General features: G+C 63.0%; 12 protein-coding genes. 3 read left to right on the top strand and 9 right to left on the bottom strand.

Annotated elements, in window-relative coordinates; genetic code table 11:
* Positions 1-332 precede the first annotated feature (332 nt).
* Positions 333-2,270, bottom strand: coding sequence for a hypothetical protein (locus K7W41_RS16855; protein ID WP_224610946.1), 1,938 nt, complete (start codon positions 2,268-2,270; stop codon positions 333-335).
* Between the two features lie 294 nt (positions 2,271-2,564).
* Between K7W41_RS16855 and K7W41_RS16850 the strand changes: the two genes are divergently transcribed.
* The gene (locus K7W41_RS16850; protein ID WP_224610943.1) at positions 2,565-5,411 is read left to right on the top strand and encodes an AAA family ATPase; all 2,847 of its coding nucleotides are present in this window, start codon (positions 2,565-2,567) and stop codon (positions 5,409-5,411) included.
* Positions 5,412-5,935: 524 nt separating this feature from the next.
* Here K7W41_RS16850 and K7W41_RS16845 read toward each other — a convergent pair.
* From K7W41_RS16845 to K7W41_RS16815, 7 genes are all read right to left on the bottom strand, one after another.
* Positions 5,936-9,934: a hypothetical protein gene (locus K7W41_RS16845; protein ID WP_224610941.1), complete on the bottom strand. Its 3,999-nt coding sequence runs from the start codon at positions 9,932-9,934 to the stop codon at positions 5,936-5,938.
* A 168-nt stretch (positions 9,935-10,102) separates the two neighbouring features.
* Positions 10,103-14,107 carry a hypothetical protein gene (locus K7W41_RS16840; protein ID WP_224610939.1) on the bottom strand — a complete coding sequence of 1,335 codons (4,005 nt, stop codon included), beginning with the start codon at positions 14,105-14,107 and terminating at the stop codon, positions 10,103-10,105.
* Positions 14,104-15,969: an isopeptide-forming domain-containing fimbrial protein gene (locus K7W41_RS16835; protein ID WP_224610937.1), complete on the bottom strand. Its 1,866-nt coding sequence runs from the start codon at positions 15,967-15,969 to the stop codon at positions 14,104-14,106. The genes K7W41_RS16840 and K7W41_RS16835 overlap by 4 nt, the downstream gene beginning before the upstream one ends.
* A 21-nt stretch (positions 15,970-15,990) precedes the next feature.
* Positions 15,991-17,361: a hypothetical protein gene (locus K7W41_RS16830; protein WP_224610935.1), complete on the bottom strand. Its 1,371-nt coding sequence runs from the start codon at positions 17,359-17,361 to the stop codon at positions 15,991-15,993.
* A gap of 74 nt (positions 17,362-17,435) precedes the next feature.
* A complete protein-coding gene (locus tag K7W41_RS16825; protein WP_224610934.1) occupies positions 17,436-19,001 on the bottom strand; it encodes a hypothetical protein in 1,566 nt (521 codons plus the stop codon).
* Between the two features lie 22 nt (positions 19,002-19,023).
* A complete protein-coding gene (locus K7W41_RS16820) occupies positions 19,024-19,482 on the bottom strand; it encodes a hypothetical protein (protein ID WP_224610932.1) in 459 nt (152 codons plus the stop codon).
* Positions 19,483-19,626: 144 nt separating this feature from the next.
* Positions 19,627-20,094 carry a hypothetical protein gene (locus K7W41_RS16815; protein ID WP_224610930.1) on the bottom strand — a complete coding sequence of 156 codons (468 nt, stop codon included), beginning with the start codon at positions 20,092-20,094 and terminating at the stop codon, positions 19,627-19,629.
* Between the two features lie 337 nt (positions 20,095-20,431).
* Between K7W41_RS16815 and K7W41_RS23730 the strand changes: the two genes are divergently transcribed.
* Positions 20,432-21,385: a plasmid pRiA4b ORF-3 family protein gene (locus K7W41_RS23730; protein WP_224610928.1), complete on the top strand. Its 954-nt coding sequence runs from the start codon at positions 20,432-20,434 to the stop codon at positions 21,383-21,385.
* On the top strand, positions 21,382-22,374 hold the full coding sequence (locus K7W41_RS16805; RefSeq protein ID WP_224610926.1) for a tyrosine-type recombinase/integrase: 993 nt from the start codon (positions 21,382-21,384) through the stop codon (positions 22,372-22,374). Before K7W41_RS23730 ends, K7W41_RS16805 begins: the two co-directional genes overlap by 4 nt.
* Positions 22,375-22,645: 271 nt before the next feature.
* On the opposite strand, the gene K7W41_RS16800 is transcribed toward K7W41_RS16805, so the two are convergent.
* Positions 22,646-23,008: an HU family DNA-binding protein gene (locus K7W41_RS16800; RefSeq protein WP_224611037.1), complete on the bottom strand. Its 363-nt coding sequence runs from the start codon at positions 23,006-23,008 to the stop codon at positions 22,646-22,648.
* Positions 23,009-23,209 lie beyond the last annotated feature (201 nt).

Genomic DNA, 23,209 nt, shown 5'->3' with positions numbered 1-23,209 from the left:
TTCTGGCGCCCAGCTGATCCGGGACCTCGTTAACAGGTCTACGATCACGGCGGCCAAGTGCAGCAGCACCAATGTCTCAACCACTGTGGACGTGCCCTCAAGGTACAGGCGCTGTACCCAGTCCGGTAGGTCTGGTGAGCCCTCGGGATGCTGATCGAGCGCAGTTTGTAAGGCCAGCGCCGCAGCCTTCAACTCATCAGGGGAGAAGGCTGCCAACTCGGTCAGGGCATGATCATTGAAGCGGTACAGCGGTAACCACAGGCTATTCGGAGAAACGAGTGGGCCTGTCATAGCCTCAAAATGCCGGTTGCCGCATCAACACACAAGGTGTCCTACGCCGGACGCTTTGTCCTGACCTGATTGAGCGCCACGAGCAAGGGGTGAACTTCTTCCTCCAGAACACCCTCAACGGCACCGAACACAGCAACACTGCTGGTCAACTCGGCCAAGTGAACTTCGCTTTCGCATCTGGTGATGGCTTCCAGAAGGGCGTCACGGCAATGGCCAAACACCTGTTCACGACGTTCAATGACCCAGGTCAAGGTTTCGCTGTTCAAGATGCCTGGCCGCAGCGCGTGCACCACATGAGGCAGTCGTTCTGACCCGGCCCGCAGGTCGTCTTCCAGCTGGTCGACATCGATGACGACCTGATACAGGGCCCGGTTCAGTTGGTACATGCTGTCGTTCTGACTACCGGTTCTGAGAATCAGCGCGTCGCCAAGTGCCTTACGGATTTTCAACACCAGTCCACTGACCTGCGTCTTGATCTTGCGCGCCTCACTGGTGGGCATATGCGCCAGGTGTTCGTCAAAGACTTCTTTGGCGATTTGAGCGGTGTTCATCTCTGGCTGGAGGTGCAGTTGATTGAGCAAAACGGCGGCCCGCGCTGTATGCCCGCGCAAATCCACTCGCACTCCGTCCAGCAGCAGTTCACCCTGACCAATCAAGCGAATGGTCAGTACCTTTCGGGCCAGACGCCTGGTCTGCAACACGGCCACTGTGTCCAAAACGTAGCTGACCTGTTCTGGCTTTAATTTGACGCTGACCCGTTGCAGGTCGCGCCGCGTCACCGCATTGAGCCCCAACCGCCTCAGCCGCTCAGCGGCGCGCTTTAGGTTGTCCAGGCCTTCAGGGTCGCCTTCCAAGGTCTGACACAGTCCGTAGTACAGCTGACCCCTGGCATGCAGGGGTCTCAGGCCCTGCGCCAGTGTGTCGTTGAGGCCCTGCTCAAACAGCAGTTTGGCGTCTTCGTACTTCCCTGCAAGCGTCATCGCAATGGCCGCCGTGGTGTAGGTGCCTGGCGCACTCACCCGGTACGACGGCAATTGACCCAACAGTTTCAGGGCCCCGTCAATATCGCCTGATTCTCCCAGTCGCTCGATCTCACCGGCAGCGTAGAAAACGAGGGTGTCACTGTCGTTATGGCTCATGCCGTAACTCACCAGGTTGCCGTGTTCCTTGATGGCCTGCGGATCGCCTTCAAGGTTGCCGATCAGGGTGCGGGCCAGCCTGACTTTATTTGCGTAGTACGCGGCCTGCTGCTGATTCAAATTTCCCAGGCCGCCACTGGGGTCAAGCAGCAGTTCTGCTTCAGCCGCCAGCACTTTGGCTTGCTCCAGGTTGTCGCGCTGCAGATGAATCAAAATCGCGAACTGCAGGATAAAAGCCCGGGCGAGGGGATTGAGCCGGGTGTACTCCGACTGCAGAGCCGCCTCAATATTGAGCGCGGCCAGGTTATAGTCCCCCCGGTCCATCAAAATCAGGGCAAACGTGGTTTGAATAAGACCCAGCCAGAAGGCGGCGCGCTCCGACCCTTGCGCTTCGATCAGGGCAAGCTGCGCCTGATCATAGGCTTCTTGCGTGCGGCCCAGCAGGTGAAGGCTCAGCGCCAGCCAGCGCCTGCCGTTGGCACGTTCATCGGATGAGAGGCGTTCCAGGAGACCCGCGAAATGTTGGTGGGCGGCCTCAATGTCACCGACGTGCACGTAACACACGCCAAAGTCGATGGCTGCGCGCTCCACGCCCTGCTGCATCGGCAGGCGCAGCGCATTCATGGCTTCTGGAATCCGGCCCAAACGCATCAGTGCCACGCCGCGTTCAGTCATCAGAGACAAGGCTGTTTCACCCGGCTGATCTGAAACAGACCGGCCGAGGGCGTCGGTCAGTTCCATCACCTTGGCCATCTGGCCCGCGTCATTGAGTTGTCGGAGGAGTTCTGGGGTGATCTGCATGATGGGGCTCCCCATGCCAACAAGCACCACGCCGATCATCAGCCTGACGCTGATGCGCGTGACGCCTTACTGATGCCAGACGGCGGAGTGTGCTGGGCGGCATGATGAAGGAGAAATAGACGCTAGTGGAGGTCACGTCTAGGTTCAGCACACTCTGGCGAGGAAAGACGGCGTTCTTTCCTTCCACAGTCATGATAATCACCCCTCTGGAAAAAAAGGGAAAAACAGGTCCCACGGCGGTAAGGCGCCTGCAATCACCAGAGGCGCGGTTACCCCAGCAGGTGGGGTTCACCTTGACCTGAGAAGGCCCATACAATCTCTGACAGATCTGTCATGACCCTGTTCTCTTTCGAACGCTTTGAACTCCCCTCTGCCTCAGAGACTTTGCCGGCGCCGCTTTTCGAGCGGCTGGCGCGCATACTCCAGCATGCAGCGGTGGGCATCGTCGCGCCGGAAGCCACAGGGAAAACCACGCTGCTTGCCCAGTTCGGTCACGCGCTGCGGGCAGCCTCGGAAGAACCACTGGCCGTGGCATGGTTGAGTGTGGCCCACGATGACGTCGACCGGCGGCAGTTCAACCGCTCCCTGGCCAGGGCCTTCGCCCACGTCGGCATTGGGGTTAAGCACTACGACCAGATGGCCACACTGGCTGACACCACGCCGGAGCTGGCCGTGGCGGCCCTGGCCGATGACCTTACAGCCCATCCAGATGAGGTGGTGCTGTTGATTGACGATGCCGACCGCCTGGGTGAATCGTCTGCGCGTCTGCTGTGGATGCTGTGCGGGGCCGCCAAGGATCAGCTGCAAGTTGCCGTCAGTTGCACGCCAGAGGCGCCTGTTCTGACTGCGCCCAGGCCGCCCGCTACGCCGCTGAGCTTGGTGGCTCCAGACGCCTGGGCCGCGCCGCTGGACGTGGCCCACCCCCACCTGGAAGCGGCCCTGGCGCGGCTTGCACCCAACCTGACAGAGATCCTGACGGACGCGGCACTGCTGTACCGGTGGGATGACGCCGTCTTCTCAGCGCTACGGTTAAACGCTCCACCCCACTGGCAAGCCGCCGTCGAGGAGGCGCTGCCCGTGTTGAGACAGGGGACCAGCCTGGTGCCCGGCCGCCTGCTGCGCCAGCTTCTCCGGACACGCTTGGCCGCGCAGCCGGAGCGGCTGCGTCACATGCAGCGCCAGGTCGGCCACTGGCACGCGACTCGGGGCCGGACGCTGGAGGCGGTGCGGGCGCTGACACAGGCCGACGCGGCCGATGACGCGCTTCCCCTGGTGCAGGAAATGCTGCCGATGTGGTACCGCGCCGGCGACTGGCGCATGGTGGTACTGAGCCTCCAGCCGTTTGCCTTGACCCAGTTGCCGTCCCCAGTTCTGGCTGATCTGGCCACCGCACAGCAGGAGCTGGGCGACCTTGCCGCCGTTGACCTGATTGAGGCGCAGCTCAAAGTACGTGGCCACGCTCCTGCGGGTATGGCGTTTGTCCGTGCGCTCCGTGCTTTTCGGGAAGGCGACTTGCCACGCACACTGGAAATTAGCGAGGCTGGCCTGCAGGACGCCAGAACATCGCGTGACCGGGTCCAGCTGCAGCGCGTGCTGGCGGCGGTTCTGATCCAGCAGGGCCGAATCGCTGAAGCTGGAGAAGCTATTCAGGGCGCGCTGGCCCTGGCGGACGCGCTGAGCGACGTCCCGATGCTCATCAATGTGCTGAGCCTGCACGGCTTTCAGCTGGAGGCGCAGGGGGAATACCAGGCCGCCCTGGCAGTGCACGAGCGGACCTTTACGCTGGTGGAGAGGCACCGCCACGACAACAACCGCCTGCTGCTCGTGGCGCAGCGTCTGGCCAGCCTGCGGCGGGAGGCCGGGGACTTGGACGGCGCACTGAACATTCTGGAAGTCGCGCTGCAGCGCTTGCAGCGCACCCATCCGGAGGCGGTGCCGGTGCTGCTGTCTGCGCGCAGCGCCGTACACCTCACAGCCGGGCAACTCGGTCAGGCGCTGGCCGATGCAGACCGGGCCGTTTCTCTGGCTGAGTTGTGGTGGGGAAAGGCCATCATGTTCGACGCTCTGTTCCGTCAGCTGGAGATTCAGCTGGCCGCTGGTGATCTGGACGCAGCGTCCCACACCCTCGCCCGCACCCAAAGCGTTCCAGAACGTTTCCCGGCCAACATGCGAAACGAGTACCTGGCGTTCGAGGCGGCGTTGCTGGCGCTCCGCGGGCATCTCCAGGAAGCGGCCGCTCTGGTGCAGCGCCATGGACTGCACCAGCTCAGTGACTGGCTCGATTACGGCATGATGTCGCGCGCCGTGGTGTTGCTGGCCGCTTATGAGCGGGGCGAGCCCTTGAGCGGGGCACTGGACGTCCTCCGGCGAAGCATGACGGCGCGCGCGCCTTACGCCCTGACCCGCCCTCTGCGGCTGTTCCCGCAACTGACCCCGATCCTTGAAGCTCACGGAGAGCCGCAGGTGGCCGCCCTTGGCCGCCTCGCGTTCAAGGTTGCACGCCGCCCAGTGCTCCGGGTGACCACTTTGGATACACCTCGGCTTATGCTTGACGGCATTCAACTGCGGACACGCACTGGAACAGCAGAGCTGCTCGCCTATCTGGCCCTGGCGCCTGGCCAGGAAGAATTGGGCACACGCCTGGCCAGCAGCGTCATCCCGCCGGGCGGCCGCACGCCGCAGCGCAAACGCCTGCAGGTCAACCGCAAGGAGCTCGACGAGAGTGTGGCGGTGGCGCGTCCAGGCCTGCCCGCACTGCGGGTTATCGACGTGGAATCCGGAAAAGAAGGGCGGATGAGCCTGTCGAGCGACGTCACCGTCGAATGTGACGCGCTCGAGCTGTTCGCGGGCACAGCTGAGGACGTGATGCGGCTGTACCGCATGCCGTTTCTTCAAGATCTTCAAACCGACTGGGCTGAAGAAATGCGCGCCCGCTTCACCGCGCATGCAGCGGCGCTTCTCCGGGCAGCGGCGCATGGGAACCGGTCCATGCGGGGACTGCAGTATCTGCTGCGCCTGATCGAGATTGAGCCGACGCCTTTAGAGGAAGATTTTGAGGCAGCTCTGCGGCTGGCCGAACAGCTTGACCGTCCTGATGTCATCCGCAGTTTGCGGCGCGCACAAGTGGACGTCGAGCAGGGTGAGACGCCGGTGTTGTCCGCACTCGTCAAATCCGCCTGAGACCAAACACGCAGGGCGCCTCTGCTTTCCCCCCGGAATGCGGCGCCCTGTGTGTTTGTGGTGTACACCTCTGGTAGAGGTCGACGGCTCCACCAGTTCAACCATCATGTAGGTCGTGAGGGTTTGTCCCAGTTCGCTGTATGCCTTTCAGCCGCAGACTGAATCTGCGCATACGCCAGCTTGCGCACTTGCCCCAGCCCCCGCACCCGCCACTCATTGCTGCACACCTGGCAGTGAGCCATCACGTACGATTCGCCGGTGGTGTCGGCAGTGACACCAGCACTGGTAATGGTGAAGTCATCCTGCTGCTCAAAGCGTTCAACAGTGCCTGGTTGATGCTCCGCAAACCTGAGATGGGCGGATTTGCACGAGGGACACTTTATTTTCCGGGCCATATTCCGCCTGGATTCCAGGATGCTCACAGAAGTCTCTCCGTTCGTCATGCCGACACTGTTTCAGCGGGCGGGTTTAAAAAGAATTGCGCACCGGATCATGGAACCCGGTGCGCAGCGGCAGATGACGGTTTAGGGGGCTGGACAGGGACTGGCAAGGCCCGCAGTCAACACCAGCGTCAGGGTTTCGCCCGGCTGCAGCACATCACGGGCATCGATCAGTCCGTCCTGATTGGTATCGGGCGCCACCCGCAGCTCCCGAATCTGTCGGACATCGGTGGGGCGAGGTCCGAATGGCCCGCCGTCTGCGCTGTACAGCACTGACGTCCCCAGTGAGCTGACACCTAAAGCGGCACTCAGGCTCAACCGCTCATCCAGCCGGTCACGCAGCTGAGGTCGCTGAAGTGGACCGTCGCCGGTATTAGTGGCGGTCAGGGTGTAGCGCAGACGTTCACAGGGGCGCAGTTCAAGCGGCGCGTCGGTCTCAGAGCCGCACTGCAACGCTCCATTGGCCAGAACCAGGCACAGCGCCTGCGTCTTGTGAACGCTAGGGTCAGCCTGCACCACAGTCAGGGTGTAGAACTGCTGCGCGCCGGCACACATCGCGTGGTCTGCAGTGACCGATACCTCAGCTTGGGCCACATCGCCACGTTGCAGCCCCGCCGGGCTGTGATAGGTCACCGATAAGTGGGTCTGTTCGCCGGGGGGCAGAGCGCCGCGAGCGGCCACTCGGTCAGACCAGGCCTGATCAAGAGAGGGAGAGGGCATGCCGCCGTCAAAGGCATAGTGGGCTGAGAAACCGTCCGGGAGCCTGACCGTCCAGACGAGGTTGCGCGCAGTCGCGTCCTGACTGCCATTGTTGATCAGGATCAGGGTCGCGCGGCCTTGTCCTGGCGTGGTCAGGGTCAAGCTCTGACGCCCGGGCTGTCCTGGTGCAGCTTCAACACACACGGGCAGCGGATCAACCGCAAGGGGGGCTGCGGCAGCGCTCTGATTGCCAGTATTGGACGCTGGACCAGTAACGTGGCCAGCTGGAATGGTGGTCGTGTAGGTCGAGGCGGCCCGGCCCGTGGTGGCACGCACAGGGACTTGAAGGGCACACTGCTCGTTTTGTTGGAGTTGAATGCCGTCTACCACCAATTCACGGGTCGCGGCGTTGTAGGACCGGGTCAGGTCGCCCGCGCAGCCGGTCAGTGCAGCGTCTGCCATGTTCACTTGCATGGGCAGGGGGATGCGCACCCTCACAGTCTCCTGCACTGGATTGGCATTAACGATCTGCACCTGAAGGCGACTGACCCCACCACTGACGATGCGGGGGGGATCATAGGCAGCGCGCGCCACGATAGACGGCAGCACCTTCACGCTGGCCGAGGTGTCAGCGATGATGCGTGCGGAACTGCCGTCCGCCGCTTCGGTCTGCGCGGCCGCGATGATACTGGTCAGGTCACCGAACTTCGTGACCAGTACCGGCACGTCAGGCAGCTTTGAGCCTTCACTGGCATAGAACACGAGCGAGCGACCATCAGGGCGCACCAGGATGCCTGCGCCCGTGCACTGACGCTGGGTATCACACGTAGGGTTGAGTGTCTGCGTGGTGTAGGGATAGCCGGACAGGTAGATGTGACTGCCGTCCGACGCTTGGTGCCATCCGTACTTCGTCAAAGCCTGTGGATCAACCTCCATGCCGGAGGGCAACTGCGTCGCAATGCGGAATCGGGTGAGGACGCCGGCATACGCCGATGAGCTGGGGGTAGGCACCGTCAAGCGCAGGGCGGTGCTCTGACCGGCGTAGACGGTTTGCGGCGCGAACGTGTGATTGATGGTGTAGGTCGGACTCTCAACGTAGGCGGCGGTGGCAGAGCGGGTGAGGGTGGCTGGGGGGGTCGAGCCGTAGTAGTTGGCCAGATCAGCGGTCGACGCGGTGCTGGTGAAGGTGCCAGCACTGTTGCCCCGAATGGCTACGGTGGTGACACATTGCGTGGGCGCGCGCGCGCCGAACACCTGCTCATCGATCCGCCGAGATTGGTCCATCGTGTAGGCAGGGATATCCCGCAGGGTAAATGTCATGGTTTGACCCGAGACCGAGACGGCACCAAACGGAATACGGTAGGCCTGCTGGATGTTTCCAGGTTGCGTCTGACAGACCACGTCAAGGTCCTGAGCCAGGAATGTTTCCTGCGGGGCAATACTAAGGGCTATTGGGCGATCCTGCAGCACCTGTGCGGCGTAGTTGGTCAGGGTCACTTGCCGGTGGGTTGCAGCGCCAGTGGGGATTTTTGAGCTGCTGGCCGTGAGAAAGAGCGTATTGCCATATACGCTCAGGTACGTGCCGCCTGATTGACTGTTGATCCGGTGGCCACTGGTGGTTGTGACGTTCACCGGCGCAGAGACGTGTGCGGTGCTGCTCATGGTACCCAGCACGCTGTCGGGACGTATCGCGATGACGACCTTGCATTCCTCCAGACTTGGCACCCGGCCGCCGCGGAAAACAGCACCTTTTCCCCCTGCGAGGCCAGACAGCGTACCGCCGCAAGTGCTGTAGGAGCGCTCAGCATCAAATTCAATGGGCAGAAAGTCATCCCAAGGCGCGGTGAACTCGACACCGGTCATGTCCTCGTTCGAAGGGTTGCTGATGGAAGCGCTGAGCCACAAGGCGTTGAGGTAGTAGCCGGTCGAACCCGAGAACGTCAGCTGACCTTCAGTCTGGACCGTCAGGGCCGCTGCGGCCGCCCCTCCGTTGTTGGATGAGGTGGCAAGCACGTCCGTCTGCACCTGATTGTTTCGTATGAGGTAGTAGGCCACGCCGCTATACGACCCTTTCGGGAGCACGAACGTTACATCAAACCGGCAAACGCTGGCCGCAGGCACCGCCACATTGCTGTACTGCACCAATTTCGCCTGCCGGTCAAAGTGGACGCCCTGTGTGCTGCAGGCCTGGGGGGTGCGCGCCACCTGTGAGCCACTGGAATAGTCGTTGGTGTTCTCCTGGTCCCGCGTTTCTGCCACGCTGACGACACTGCTCGCGCTGTAATCGCCAGCCGCGATGAGGGGATCTTGGTAGGAGAAAAACCGTGTCTCCCGGGTGTTGTTCTTCACCAAAAGGCTGAGGGTCAGCGTGTTGTCCCGCCCGCCACTGACTGTAAGCCTGTCCTGGTGATTGATGAGTTTGGCAAAACCGATGGGCACTCGGCCCGTGGCACTGTAACGGGCGCTCACCGTCTTGTTGGCCATGCTGGTGTCCTGGTCGACTTCATTCAGCCGTATCTGCGGCATGGTGAAACCCACTGTCGCCGGGGTACTGCTCGGCACGCCATCGGTATAGGCCTGGTAGTGCAGCGCGGTTGACTGTCTCACGTCAAAGGTCAGGAGACAACGTCCAGCGGCGGGGAGTGTCAAATCTGTGATCTGGACGGTGTGATAGGAAGGTGTGGTGCTGATGGCGCCCATGGTGCCTTGGCAACCAGGCCCACTTAGGGTCGGCGCGCCGCTGAACTGCGGGTTGACATTGAGAACGGCGCTGCGCAGGTTGAGCGGCACCGCATTTTGGTTGGTAAGAGCGACACCGCTGGTCGCGCCGGGCATCTGGAGAAACTGCATGCCGAAATAGTTGTAGGCGACGCGGGAGTCCGTCATCGCGGCTTCGAGCGTGGGCAAAAGCAGCGGCGTCGAGTTGAAACTGGCACTGGCACTGAACCGGTTGCTGACCCCAGCCGCAGTAGTCAAGGCGCCGGCAGGTACCGTGGCCGTGTAGGTACTGGGGGTGGTGTTCGCGGTGACCTGCACGGTAATGGTGCAGGTCACCGTACCACTGGCCGGAGCAGCCGGCACGGTGCCGCCTGTCCAGGTCAGGGTGTTGCCACTGCTTCCGACGGCGCCTCCACAAGAGCTTGTAGCCGTGCCCTCGTGAATGTTTGAAATGCCGCTCAGGGTATGCCGGAGGCCCGTGTCCATGAGGGGGGTCACCTCGGTGCTGTTGAGGGTCAGGGAGTACTGGAGCGTGCGACCGACTACAGCTGTGGACGGCGAAAATTTGTTGGTTATTGCCACTTCGGCCTGGGCCCGGCCGCATAGAGCGGCAAGTCCCAGCACCAGGAGGGCGAGGCGGCGCCTCACATCAGGGGGTGCATTCATACTTTCATGGTGTTTGGCGCGTGGGTTCTGACGGCTACGGCCAGAGAAACTGCTTTAGGGCAGACGACTGCGGCATTGAAGGGGATACTTAAGGATGTCCCACATCTCTGGAGCGCAGGCAAAAGCGGAGGTGTCGGGTCCAAGACCCGACACCTCCGCCCAGCTGCTTTACTTCTGTTGATTGACCAGAAGATCCAGACGGACGTAGGGGCCACGACCTTGACCTGACGGCCACGTCAGCGCCCCTTCACGCGCAAAGGTATACCCGGCCGTGACCCCCAACCCGGGGGCTGGCACCACCGTCGCTTCGACACTGGCAGCCGGGCTCAGGAGGCCTGTGGCCTGCTGACCGATCACGCGGTACTGGCCGCCAAGGCCGAACCGTGGTGTCAGCCAGTACGTGCCGCCGGTGTAGGCCTGCCACGTCAAGGTCTCGAAAGCCGCCGAACTGCGCAGTCCGAAGCCAGCGCGTACCGCCGCAGATCCAAAGTGATAGGTCGCGTCGGTGGACACCGAGGCTAGACCACCCATCGGCGCGAGGGCACCCGTTTCATAGCGGGCGGTGGCCAGGACGTTCAGCACTTCGCCGCGGTACGCCAGGCCGGCAGCGTACTTGTGCCCACCCCGCACGCCGAAAACACTCTGGGCATTGAGCGACGTTGTCCAGGGGCCGTCACTGTGGGTCAGGGTGCCGCGCAGACCGGTGGTCCAGCCGTTCTGCCAGTCAACATCAGCGCCAAGAGTCCCCAGCCAGGTCTGGGTGCGGTACCGGGCGTCCACACTGGCCTGCGCGGTTAATGCTGGCAGGACAGTGCTTGAAGCGCGAAGCCCGATACTCAGGCGCTCGCTGACTGGCATGTCCGCCTGAACAGCGGCCCGGACCCGTCCACTGTCGCCGGCCAAGGTCGGCAGCTCATACGAAATGTCGTACTGGCTCACGCCTGCCCGGCCCGCCAAGCCCACAGCACCCTGATGCTGGGCCTGGCCACCTTCCCACTTGATCCGGTCCTCAATTTTGATGCCCAAGGCTGGGGTGAGTGGCACGTTGGCGCTGAGCGTGGTGGCACTTCCCTGACCAGTCAAGCTCTGCTCATGCCGGACTTTCAATGCAACAGGCTGGGTAAGACTGGCCTCTACGACAGCCCGAATATTTCCCTCTGAACTGGCCGCTGCGCCCAGGCCGAACGTAAAGGCGCCTTGCGTGTGGACCCCAAGCACTTCGCTGTCCAGCCGCTGGCGTGCACTGGCGTACTCAGCGCGCGCACGGACACCAAAGGTCGGTGACAGCGGGAGGGCGGCACTCACGTTCGCTGTGGTGCCCGGCGTGCCTTCGAGGACTCCCCGGTAGCCCTCGGTCTGCACCACGACGTTGGCGGTCACCAGCCCCTGCCCAAAGGCCTGCTTGAGGCTGACTTCACTGCGGACGCCAGCATTGACCAGCCCCAAAAACCTAACGAGACGGCTGGTGTCCTGAAGGGTGGCCCGAACACCGAATGTGCCGTTGCGCGCTTCGTCAACGTACGCCAGAACGACTTCTCCTCCACTGTTTCCGCTGCCTTTGAAACTTCCCCACGCCCGGCGCATCCCCACGCCCCAGACGGGGGTCAGCTGCGCTGGGTCCCCAGGCCGATCAAATGTGATGTCCAGCTGCGGCTGCTCCAGGTCAGGATCCGTCAGGGCAACTGGCCGGGTCAGGGTGACGACGCCTGTGTCATAGGTGACGCTGTAGTCAATGCCGCGAGTCAACGTGCGGACGCGGCTAACGCCCTGAACCTGACCAGTCACACGAAGGGTTTCGCTGGCGGGGGTCACGCCGGGGCCCAGCTCAATCACGCTCCTGATCGGCTGGACACTCAGGTGCTGCCGGCCCTGGGTCACCTGGGCTCGGTAGACGAACGCTTCGGCCCCCCCCAAGTCTGCCGCCGCTGCCAACCCATCCGCGTCGTACACCGCAGTGGTGAGGGGATTCACTGCTGCCTTGAGCGCGTAGCGGACACTCACGCCTTCTCGACGGTATTCAGCGGCCACTGCGCCGCGCGCCGTGAGATCATTCTGGACTGTACTGGCGTCGCCAGTGACCAAGTGACGGGGCGTCTGAACGTCATTCAACACTTGTAAGCCTTCACTGTCTGCATTGAGCCGAAGCTGGCCGCCCGCCCAGGGGAGCTCCAGGGTGGCGCGGCCAGCAAGTTGCCCGCGGAACACCGCGCCGCTCATCAGGTTGTCCCCGCCCAAGGTGTAGCTGGCTTGGCCCACTATCAGCTGGCCCTGGCCAGCCCCCAGGGTGAAGGTCGCGCGTCCAGCGTAACTTCCCGCGGTCAAGATCACCTGACCGCTCGCCTGCGGTTTGAGGCGGAGCTCGGCCCGGCCGTCGGTCAGGGCCAGCTGATACCCCGGGGCTGCTGGAATCGCGTCCGGATTCAGGGGCTGCGCACCTTCAATGCTGAGTGTGAGGTTGGGCACGCGCACGGGCAAGCCCGCGTCATCCTGCACTTCAACCCCGATGACAGCTGGGGTGCGGGCATCGCCCTGAAGGCTGACCGGGGTGAATACCACCTGCGCGGCTTTCCCTGGAACACGGACAGTGACCGTTTCGCCGCCCACCTCCAAGATGTTCGTGCCGGTTTGCAGTGGAACCGCCACGTACGTGAGGGCGCCAAAGCCTTCGCCCTGGACACGCTTGCCAATCAGCTCAGGGCTGATCACCTGTCCATTCACGAGCAGCGGCGGCTCGCTCCCGGTGTAATGCACCTCAACCGCCGTGCTGCGTTCCTGCAGCACGGCGCCGTCCAGTGGGAACCGGAGCAGGCCTTCCGCGCGCGACAGGCTGATCACTTTGGGCCGCTGAGCTGTCCGGGCGTCATCCTCGTCGATCTGACCCTGAAGGTGGTCGCGGCCCTGCTCGGTCAGCCGGACGATGGCAGGCGCCGCCAGTTCAGACAAAGCTGCGCTGTGGGTGATGCGGTAGGACACCAGACGAACGGTGGCCGGAACAGTGAAGTACAGCCGACCGGATCGTCCGACACGCAGATCAACGGCGCGGCCCAGATCATCCGTGGCGCTGCCCGGCACCAGGGTCGCGCCTTGCGGCAGGGTGTGGGCCACCAGGAGCGTGCCGCCTGAAGGCACGTCTAATCGCAAAGAGACGGTGCTTCCACGCGTGAAGGGCAGAATAAGCGGCGCGCGAGGGGACGCGGCCGGGGGTGAAACCACAGGCGGCGTCAGCAGGACGGCAGCAGGGGTCGGTTCAGGCGGTCGGACCTGAACTGGAGGCGTGGACAGCGGCACAGCGGGGGTTTTCGCGGACGGGGTGACGTGCACCTCGCCCGGAGGCGACTCAGGCGCCGGTGGCGTCAGGGTCATGTCCTGGTTCTGCACCTTGAGCCCCACGGTGTTGCTGTGCTGAGCGGCCCCCACAGGAATTCGGGCCTCCAGCAGAATTGCCCCTGCAGTGGCGGCAGGGACCGTCACCGTGAGGACCTCACGGTCTCTGCCGCCACTCAGGGCCTGGAGTCGTCCATCTGGAAAGCGCAGCCGGAGGTTCAGTTCGTTTTCGCCGTCCGTGTCGTAGATGCTCAGGGTGCTGCTGTCTGCACTGGGCTGTAAGGTGGCGAGTGGCACCCACTCCCGGGAGAGCACCGTGACATTGACCTGAGGCGCGCTCACCCGGGCGCCCACGACCCCGAGGGCAAACGTGTTTTTTGACGCGCCTGTGGTGGCCACCCGCAGGGTGTAGCGCCCAGCAGGGAGAACACCCGTGAACAACAGGTCGCGGGCACTGCCTGATTGAGGTAGATACGCCCGCTGGGCCACCGTGCGGCCATCAGGTGATGTCAGGGTATAGACCGTTCTCGTGCCAGCACGGTCATACTGCTCGTCTCCATATTCCTCAGCGAGTCGGTAGTCTTGAGGATCAAGGGCAGGCGAGGTCAACAGCACACTCACCAGACCACGGGACGCCACGTCCAGGGTGAGCACCTGGTCGCCACTGAGCCACAGGAGACCGTCCCCGACACTGGTCAGCCGCGGTGTCTGGCCCGTGGTACCCAGAATGACGCGGGTTTCGCCCGCCTGTTGGGTGGTAACGGTCGGCAGGGGCTCGCTGGCCGCAAAGGCCGGAAAAGAAAGGCTCAGGAGCCCGGTCACGAGCATAAGATTCAGGGCGGACTTCACTTGGCAGCTCCTTGGACCTGCACTGCAGGATCTGTGGTCAGAGACGCGTCCGGTAGCGCGGACGTGAATGTGTACTGGAGGGTCACGGTCTGCCCTGCATCCACCTGGCCGCGCCAGGTAGGCACGCCTGACTGAAGGGCCGCTCCAGGGGGGAGAGGGTCACTTAAGTCAAGCGTGATGGGCTTTGTAGCCTTGAGCGTGAGTGTCACCAGCACCACCAGTGGTGAGGTCCGCTGCACGGTCTTCATTACGCGCCAGCTCCCGCCATCAATCTCTGCGCTTCGGGCGGCTGTCCCTGTTCCTGTTGGTGGGAGGAGGGGAAAGTCGGCGGCCACCACTTCAGACAAGGTGACCAAGCGCGTTCCGGGCATAAGGAGCGAGCCAGACAGCACGTCGGCGCTGTACGGCACGCTTGCCCGGTCAAGGCCCACGGCATACTGACCGGCCCGCAGGTTTGGAATCGCGTAGCGGCCTTCAGCATCGGTGAGCGCAGTCGCGACGCCGGAAACCACGAGCCTGGCGCCCTTCACAGGCCGGTCAGTGGTGTCAAACCGCCGATTGCCGTTGAGATCAAGGTAAACGCGGCCCAACAAAACCCCCAGCCCCGGCGCATTCACTCGAACGATGGCGTCGACTTCAGGCGTCCGGACAGGCTCATTCGGACGAGACGGACTGACGGCCCAGGCCTGCGCCACGTTGCGGAGTGTGAGGTACCCCAGCGCCTCGGGCGTCACCGTGGCGACGTAGGTCAGCCGCACCGCCTGCCCAGGTGCGAGGTGGTCACCGCTGACTTGGATCACTTGAGGATCGGGATCCAGGTCGGTTGCGAGTTGTCCGTTTAGGCGCAGCGTTGCGGCGTCCAGATGCAATCCCCGGGGCAAATGGTCTTGCACGGTAAACCGCTCCAGCCGCGCTGACATGCTGGTGTTGGTGACCGTCAGCGTGTAATTCAGGGCGTCGCCGACCCCCGCATGCAGTTGCCCGCTGACCTTGGTAATGGCCAGGCTGGGATCCCAGACATGGGTCCGCACGGTGTTGGTGGGTACAGGAGCTCGGAGTTCAGTGCTGGTCACCTGCGCCGCGTTGTCCACCAGCACGTCATCCGTAAGGGTGTCGAGTTGGGCCCTGAAGGTGAATGAGACCTGAGAGCCCGCAGGCAGGGAAGGCAGCTGAAACGTCACGGTCTGGCCTGCAACCCCTGCGGGCTGCTGGGCATCCAGATATTTGAGGCGTGCATCGAGCGTGTCAGTGACACGCACATCAGTGACCGTGGCCAGATTGGGATTCGTGACCGTGACGGTGTACGTCAGGATGTCCCCTGGCTTGGCCTGTGCCTTATCCACAGCTTTGGTGGCAACCAGCGGCACAAGCGAAGCGTCCACGCGGGCCAGGCCCTCGGCATCGACAACCGCCGAGCACGAAGCACGCAGTCGGCCCACCGCAACGCCCGCCCCCTGCGGGGTCACGCCCAGCACCACGTCGCGGCGTTCGCCCGCTGCGAGCGTGACGGTGGGTGGCGTCAGTGTCTGACCCGATAGGTTCAGCAGGGCCACATTGGCCCCTGCCGTTGCGCCTTGACCCGTCTGCGTGCCCAGCGCCTGCAGCGGATAGGTGGACGTAACGTTGCCGGTGTTGAACAGCGTGAACGTGAAGGCAGTGAGCTGTCCTACTTGGCCAGAGGCCTGCTGCGCTGCGGGACTCAGGGCCACGCCACACACGTCCCGAACCGTAAGCGTGACGGGGTTGCTTTGAGTGTCGGCTTCGTCAGTGGTGAAGATGGCTGTGTTGGTGATGGTCGTGCCGGCTGGCGTCGGGGCCGCGAGCGCGGCGGTCCCCAGGCTCAGCGCGAGCGCGAGACGCACGGCATTCGCAGCCCGCCGCATTTACTTGACCGCCGTGATGAGCGTCAGGGTCAGGCCCTCGCCGGCGGGCAGCACGTCTTCCGAAGTGACCACGCCGTCACTGTTGCTGTCCCAGCCCAGATATACCGTCACCCCTTCAGCGTCTTGGATGGACGGGACCTGAAGCGTCCAACTCTGTCCGTCCAGGCTGTAAAGCAGCTGTCCGGCATTGAGGCTGGCGACGCCGCGAAACGTCACGCCTTTGAGGTGCTGGGGCAGCGTGTCTTTCAGAATGGGCCGGCGCAGACCACCATTGCCGCCATTCGATCCGGTGATGGTATACAGCAGGTATTCGTTGGGCTGAACGAGCCCATCAGTAATGGAAACAGGCGCCGCGCAGGTCGCGTCCTGCCCGCAGCTCTGCACGGTCTTCGCGCTGCTGGGCACACCTTTGAGAATCATGGTCACATCGGTGAGTGTGAGGGGCGCGGGGGTCTGGTTGTCGACCGTCTCGCTGGACGGCGTCACAATGGACGCACCCAGTTGCAAGGTGTCCTGGACGCCGCCCGCCAGACCTGTGGGCGCCGTGACAGTGACCCGAATAGGCAGGCGCTGGCCCGAGGCGAGGGTTCCGTTCCAGAGGGCCAGGGCATCTTGCAGCGTGCTTGCTGCTCCAGCGTCCCCGATCTGGTAGGCATACGACCAGGCCCCGCCCGAATCTGTCAGCGCCAGCGCCTGAGCTGTCAGTGGCGCGTTGCCGGTGTTGTGCAGTTCATGGGTATACGTCACGCTGCCTGGGCTGGTGGACGTACCGTTCTGACTGGCACTGAAGGTCAGACTGAGCACTGCCTGAGTGCTGATTTGCCCGAAGTTGTCCCGGTCAGTCACAGCCTGGTCCACGCCACTGGTGGCCCGCGGACCAAACACGAATGTCGCGCCACTCTGGGCACCACTCGGCACAGGGTAAGTGGCGAAGAGAACACGTTCTTCGTCGGGCTGTAGAGACACAGTGCTAACCGGTGAGTCCTTATCAGGGTCAAATCTGCCGTCACCGTCATCGGCCCAGTAGGTCACCAGGGCGCTGGTCACGCCCGGCTGCGCCTGGGTGTCGAGGGTATAGATGTCGTTGCCATTGCTGGGGTTTCTGATGAGGTAGGTCAGCACGCCGTCCTGTCCTGGCCGACCAATGACCGTCTGACCAGGCTGCGTGGCTGAGCCATTGGGCGTGATCTCGACGGCGGCCACGTGGCGGACGGTCAAGGTGACCCCGTTGCTGGGCGTGGTGACGTTCTGGCCAGCGTCATCCACGCTTTCGAGGCTGGCAGTGTTGGTGATGATGGTCCCTGCAGGGGTACCCGCAGCGAGGGCAGCCGAAGCGGCTGAGAGGAGACAGGTCAGCAATAGTCGTTTCATGGTGTGTCCTTTAAGGGGCGGCCAGACGGTCGCCCCTGACGTGATGGCTAACGAACGGTCTAGAGGCGTCCCAATCAGTTGGTCTGGGTGGCGACCGACGTGGGTTGAAAGGGGAGATACGTTTCAGCGGGGAAGGCTGTGGGAACAGCGCAGTTTGGGCCTTTGACCTGAACGTACAGGGCCGCGCCGATCGCCCGGCTGCGTGCCGGGAGACCGTCATCAGCAGTAAATTGACCATCACCGTTGAGATCAGGGCCGACTTCAATGCTGGTGCCCTCTGGCAGATTGGTGGGCGCCGTATTGGTCCACGTTCCGCCATTCACGCGGTAAAGCGCTGCAGGCGAATTGAACAGGGGAACCGTGTCTAGGAGGGTCGTATTTGCAGGAATGGTGTCGCGCAGGCGCCCTTGCCGCAGGAGTGCGTCGCCGTCGTTGCGCGCGAAGAGGACATACTTCACAACACTGCAGGGCTGCACTTCGATGGGCTGCTTGTACAGCTCAATGGCATCGAACATGGTCTGCGCCGCTGGACAGTTCAGCGTGCCAGCGCCGTCTAGGCTGCACAGCGCCTGGGTTTTGTCGAGTCGGCCGATGCCTCGGCCGATATAGAGTTCGTCGGTGCGGAAGCGGGCGGCGTCGTAGGGGGTCAGGATAAGACGCTCAGGCGAACCGATCTGTGGGGTGTATGCATAGAGCCGCAAAGTGCTGACCGTGGCATTGGCTTCTCCGGCAGGCACACTCTGCGTGACGTGCAGCTGCACGCTCTGCCCCGCTGTCAGGCCACCAAAAGCTGTCAGCGCCTGCTGAGGGCTGGCGTATTCCGTAGATTGCGTGCCCAGGCGGTAGGTGGTGGGGTAATTGCCCCCTTGCTGGTCAAGCTGCAGACTGTCTGCCGTCAGCGTGACGTTGCCGGTGTTGCGGAGGGTGTGCTCCGTGATGACCGTGGCCGGGGCTGTGGTGAGACGGAAGTTGTCATCCATCAGTTCTGCGCCGACTCGGTCCTGGGTGTCGATACATCCAAGATTGGCAGTGTCTGCGACCGTTTTGTTCGCTTCACTGGTGGCGACCGGCGAGATCTGAAATTGGGTGGTCCCTGCTTCGTCCTGGCCGATGGGGAACGTGGCAAACAGCGTGCGCGTTTCACCTACGTCCAGGCTGACGGTCGTGACACTCTGATCGACTGCTGGATCAAACGTGCCGTCGCCATCGTCAAGGTAATAAGTCACAGCCGTGTTCTGCTGAGGTGGCCCATTGTTGACTGACGTGGTCAGGCTGTAGACATCTGGGCCGTTGCTGGTGTTCTGAATCTGGTACGTCAGTACCGCATTTGTCCCGGGCACACCGATGACCGTTTGCCCACACACAGGCGCTCCGCCGGAGGGAGCACCTGGGGTACCGTCTGGCGTCACCGAGACCGCTGGGACGTGCTTGACCGTCGCAGTGACCGTGTTGCTTGTGTCTGTGGCGTTGGTACCTTCATCTGTCAGGTAATCCAGGTAGCCAGTGTTGGTGATTTCCGTTCCGGCTCGGGTCGTGCTCGCAGCAGTGGGATTGGACGGTGTGGTCTGGGCGCTGGCGCTGGAGAACGTCAGCGCACCCAGCAGCAGCAACGGCGTGAGGTGGCGCAGGTGATTGGTCATGGAAGTCCTTTGGTAAGCGAGGTCAGTTGACCTTGATGTCGTACGCCACCGTGTATGGGGTGTTGAGCTTCATGGCCGGCAGGGTGACGCGGACCGCGCGGTACTCCTGTTCGGGTGCCGGCACCAATTTCGTGACACTGCGGCCGTTTTCATTCACCGTGACGCTCTTCATGGGCTTGGGGCTGAAGGTTTTGCCGTCAAGTGAAAACGTGGCGGTCGCGCCGCTCGGCAGGGCAAGATTGCCGGCAAACGTGGTGTAGGCCGGCACCGGGATGGTGGCCCGGGGCGAACTCACAGCCTTGTCTGTGGTGACTACAGCCACCTGTCGCAGCACTTGGCCGGGCAGCGCGGTCGTGACTTTTTGCAAGGTGGCTGCGCCATTCACGCGGACGGTTTCATACAGAGCAAGATCCAGCGACGCCGCGTGCACAGTGACGCTTGTAAGGGCAGCGAGCCATAAGGCAGTGGAAATCTTCTTCATACAGTCTCCTTTGGGCAGCGTGGGCCGGTCTGCGGCGGCTGCACTTAGAGGTCAGGATGTTCGGCGCAAGGGTTTTGGCAGCAGCCGCGCTGATCGGTGACAGAGAAAGAAGCGCGCCGATCTGACACCCGCTCCCTGGCGGCACTACAAGTGCGGACCAGAGATGTTCGGTGCATCGACTGGGGTCTCAATCCCCAGTCGCGTCAATGCCTGCTGACGGCGGTGGCTGTACAGCCGTTGCGTCAGCACCAGTGCGAGCATGCTCGCGCCCATGGAAAGCCCAATGCACACCCCCTCGGCTAGGTGGGGCATGAAAAACAGCAGGGCAAGCCGCACGATGATCAGTGCAGCGAGGCCCGCGATATAGGCACTCGCCTCAAAACCAAGGATCAAGGCGCGGGGCAGCAGCGCCAGGGCATGGTCTGGGCGGTGGGTGGGGTCGATCAGGTCCAAGTGGGCCTTGCGGAGGCGCTCCCAATCATGGAGCGCGTTCGGGTCCCGATCCTCACCCGAAGTAATGACCGGCAGTAGGGTACGGAGCCCCTGCGTGTACGGCAAAGAGCCAGGCGTCAGACCGCGCAGTAGATGATGGGTGGCCAAGGGCGTGTCCATGCGCGTGAGCCTGAGGGCGTGAGGGTTCGAAATGACAAGAGAACGCCACGAATTTTGCCCCCAACCTGTCTGCCCTCATCAATTTAGGCTTGAGCGGATTTGCTCGCATTTTCATGCTGTCCTAGACAGCGAAAATTTCGCGAGGCTCCAGGAAGGCCAGGAGGGGGCCTCCGAATGGTGATGAGGGTGGGGGAGCCTCGCAAATCAAATTTCAACTATGCGGCTCTTCTCATACCTAATCGGTCTTAGGTAGGATAAGGACATGGCGCCACGAGCCTCCCCCACCCTCCACCTTCGGTTCACGGGCGAAGGGCTCACCCTTACGGATCAGGCGGGCGTGACCATCACCCTTCCGCACCAGACCGTGTTGCTTCACACCCCCTCAGGTCCCGTGCACCTGTCTCGCGAAGGTCAACACACAGCCTCGCTCACCGAGATTCCCAGCCGGCAAGGTGAGGTCGCTGCGTTTCACCCGTACAGCACGGGTGCAGCCGTCGCTGATTACGTGGCGTACGTCATGACGCTTCAGGAAGGGCCCTTCGAATCGCGCCAGCTTCTCCGTATGCTCATGGACAATACGGCGGCCGGCAAGGTGAGCGCACAGACCTTGAATGCCAGTCTGACCCGGGACCCCCGGTTCATCAAGGTCAGCCGGGGGATCTGGTCCCTTCAGGACCCTCCAGCTTTAGATGATGTGGAGTCAGGCGATGACGATTTGATAGACCTCGAGCCGGAGTCCAGTTGCTTGATGTACCAGATCGACACTCGGTTGCACGGCCGAACGCAACTGCGCCGCACCTTGCAAGTGCCTGCGGACGCCACCTTGCTGGACCTGCACCATGCCCTCCAGACGGCCTACGGCTGGAGCGATGAGCATCTCAATCAATTCCGGATCGGAGACACCGAGTATGAGGCACGCACCGCTGACCCCACGTTGGGTGAGGGGGCAGTTGATGCCGCGACGGTACAGCTCGATCAGGCCCTGTCCTTGGGCCAGACAGGGATCTATCTCTACGACTGGCGCGCCAGATGGCGCGTGGTTCTGTGCGTGACTGGGGCCGTCCTGGTGCCAACGACCACGCCACGCTTCCAGTGCCTGAACGGCATGGAGCAGGCGATTCCTGAGGCCTTCTTCGGTGAGGACGAATATGCCCGCGTGTTGAATGCCATGCGAGCTGCGCCAGACAGTCCAGCAGGGCAAAAAGGCTTGAAACGCCTTGGCCCCTCGTACGACCCCGCCGCGTTCAACGTGGACGCCCTCAATGCGGAGTTGGGGCGGCGTTTCCCATGACCCTCGTTCCGTTTCAAGGCTCGCTCCTCGCGCAAACTCGGGAATGGACGAATCTGCATGACGACGAACTGCGCCGCCGTGCCGTGAAAGCCGCTGGCGAAAAGGACGTCGCGGCCCTGGTGTCCCTGACCACCGCCTACCTGGCCCATCAGGGTGGAAGTGGCGTGCTGACCAGTCCCCGGACCACCGAAGCCTATGCCCTTGGAGTTCGGCAGTTTCTCGAGTACGCCACGGAGCAGGCCGTCAACCTCCTGCGGCCGGGGCGGCATGACGCCCAGAGCTACATCAACCACATGCTTGCAGCCGGGCGCAAACCGGCAGGGGTACAACTCAAGGTCGCGGCCGCGAGCTGCCTGTACCGGGCCCTGCGCTGGGCTGGGGCCACTGACGCTGACCCCTTCCGGGACGCCAGGGTGCCCAAGGACCGCACGCCGGGCATCGTCAAACGTCCCCCCTATTCCGAAGACGAGTTGGCTGACGTGCTGGACCACGCCGATGTGCACGTGAAGTTCCTACTGTTTGTGACCGCCCATGCTGGGCTGCGCATTAGTGAAGCGCTGGCGCTGCAGTGGGACGACGTGGATGAAGCAGGCCGGCGCCTGCATGTGCGCAGCGGGAAAGGGCGCAAGGCCCGCCTGGTGGCCATGAGCACCAGCCTCGCCCGAGCCGCCCGGCACTACCGAGGGCTGTACGGCCCCGGCGGACCGGATCATCAAGATGGGAAACGCACCACCCCACGCGAGTACGTCTTCCGATATGGCCACATGATGACCGCTCGGTACCATGTGGAGAAAGCGTTCAAAGCCGCAGGCGTCCCGTTCCGTGGCTTTCACCCGGGGCGGAAGTATGCGGGCACGCGCCTGCTCCGGCAGATCAAGGATTTCGGCCGGGTGGCGGCGCACCTGGGGCATGAAAGTGTCGATACCACGCGGAAAGGGTATGCCCAACTCGCGGCGGACGACCTCAAAGACGACCTCGCCGGGTGGTAACTTCAACGACAGTGCTCTCGTTCAGATACCAAGGGTTTTCGCTGTCCTGGAGAGGAGAGAGCTGCTCATGCCGTGCATTGTGATGCATCTCCTGGCGGCTTGTTGAATAGGGTGGTATCTTCTCCAGCATCAAAGGCGATCTCACAGGATCGCCTTTCTCCTTTTCCCTTGGGTACCTGCTCCACACCTGCAGCCTAGCGTCGGGATGCCACACGTGCCCGGCAGCGAGAGGCGCCCCAGGGTCAAGCCATGGGGCGCCTCTTTCCCTGAATTAAAGGTCGCCTTTTAGGGTGCTGGCGACCTTGAAGGCGACTTTCTTGCCGGCAGGAATCTGAATCTTCTCGCTGGTGCCGGGCCTGACGCCGGTGCGGGCCGCAGTCTCTCTCACACTCAGGGTGCCAAGGCCGGGCAGACCGACGCTCTGCCCCGCTTTCACTGCGTTCACCATGATGTCCAGAGCCGCCACCACGGCTTCTTCGCTCTGCTTTTTGGTCAGGCCGGTCTTGTCCGCAACCAAGTCCACCAACTGGGTCTTGCCGATTTTGCCCGCGTCTGAAGCGGCCTTGGTGGGCGCAGCCACCGCCGCTTTGGGGGACGCTTTCTTCGCCGGGGCTTTCGCTGCTTTCTTGGTCATGGCGCGAGTGTGGCGGCTGGCGGGTGGAAATGCAAGCGGAGCCTCAGTGGTCGCCACTTCTGCCTGCTGGCCGTGCCGCGCTGCAGAGGGAACCATCAGGCTGGCCTGAATCTTGCTCTGAATCCCCAACCACAGCGACTCGCTCGTGGCTGGCCTCATGCCTCGCATGCGTTGGAGCACCGCCAGTAGGTGAAGCTCTGC

Source organism: Deinococcus multiflagellatus (assembly GCF_020166415.1).
GTDB lineage: Bacteria > Deinococcota > Deinococci > Deinococcales > Deinococcaceae > Deinococcus > Deinococcus multiflagellatus.
Note: the sequence above shows the minus strand (reverse complement) of the source record. Positions and strands in the feature narration are given on the sequence as shown.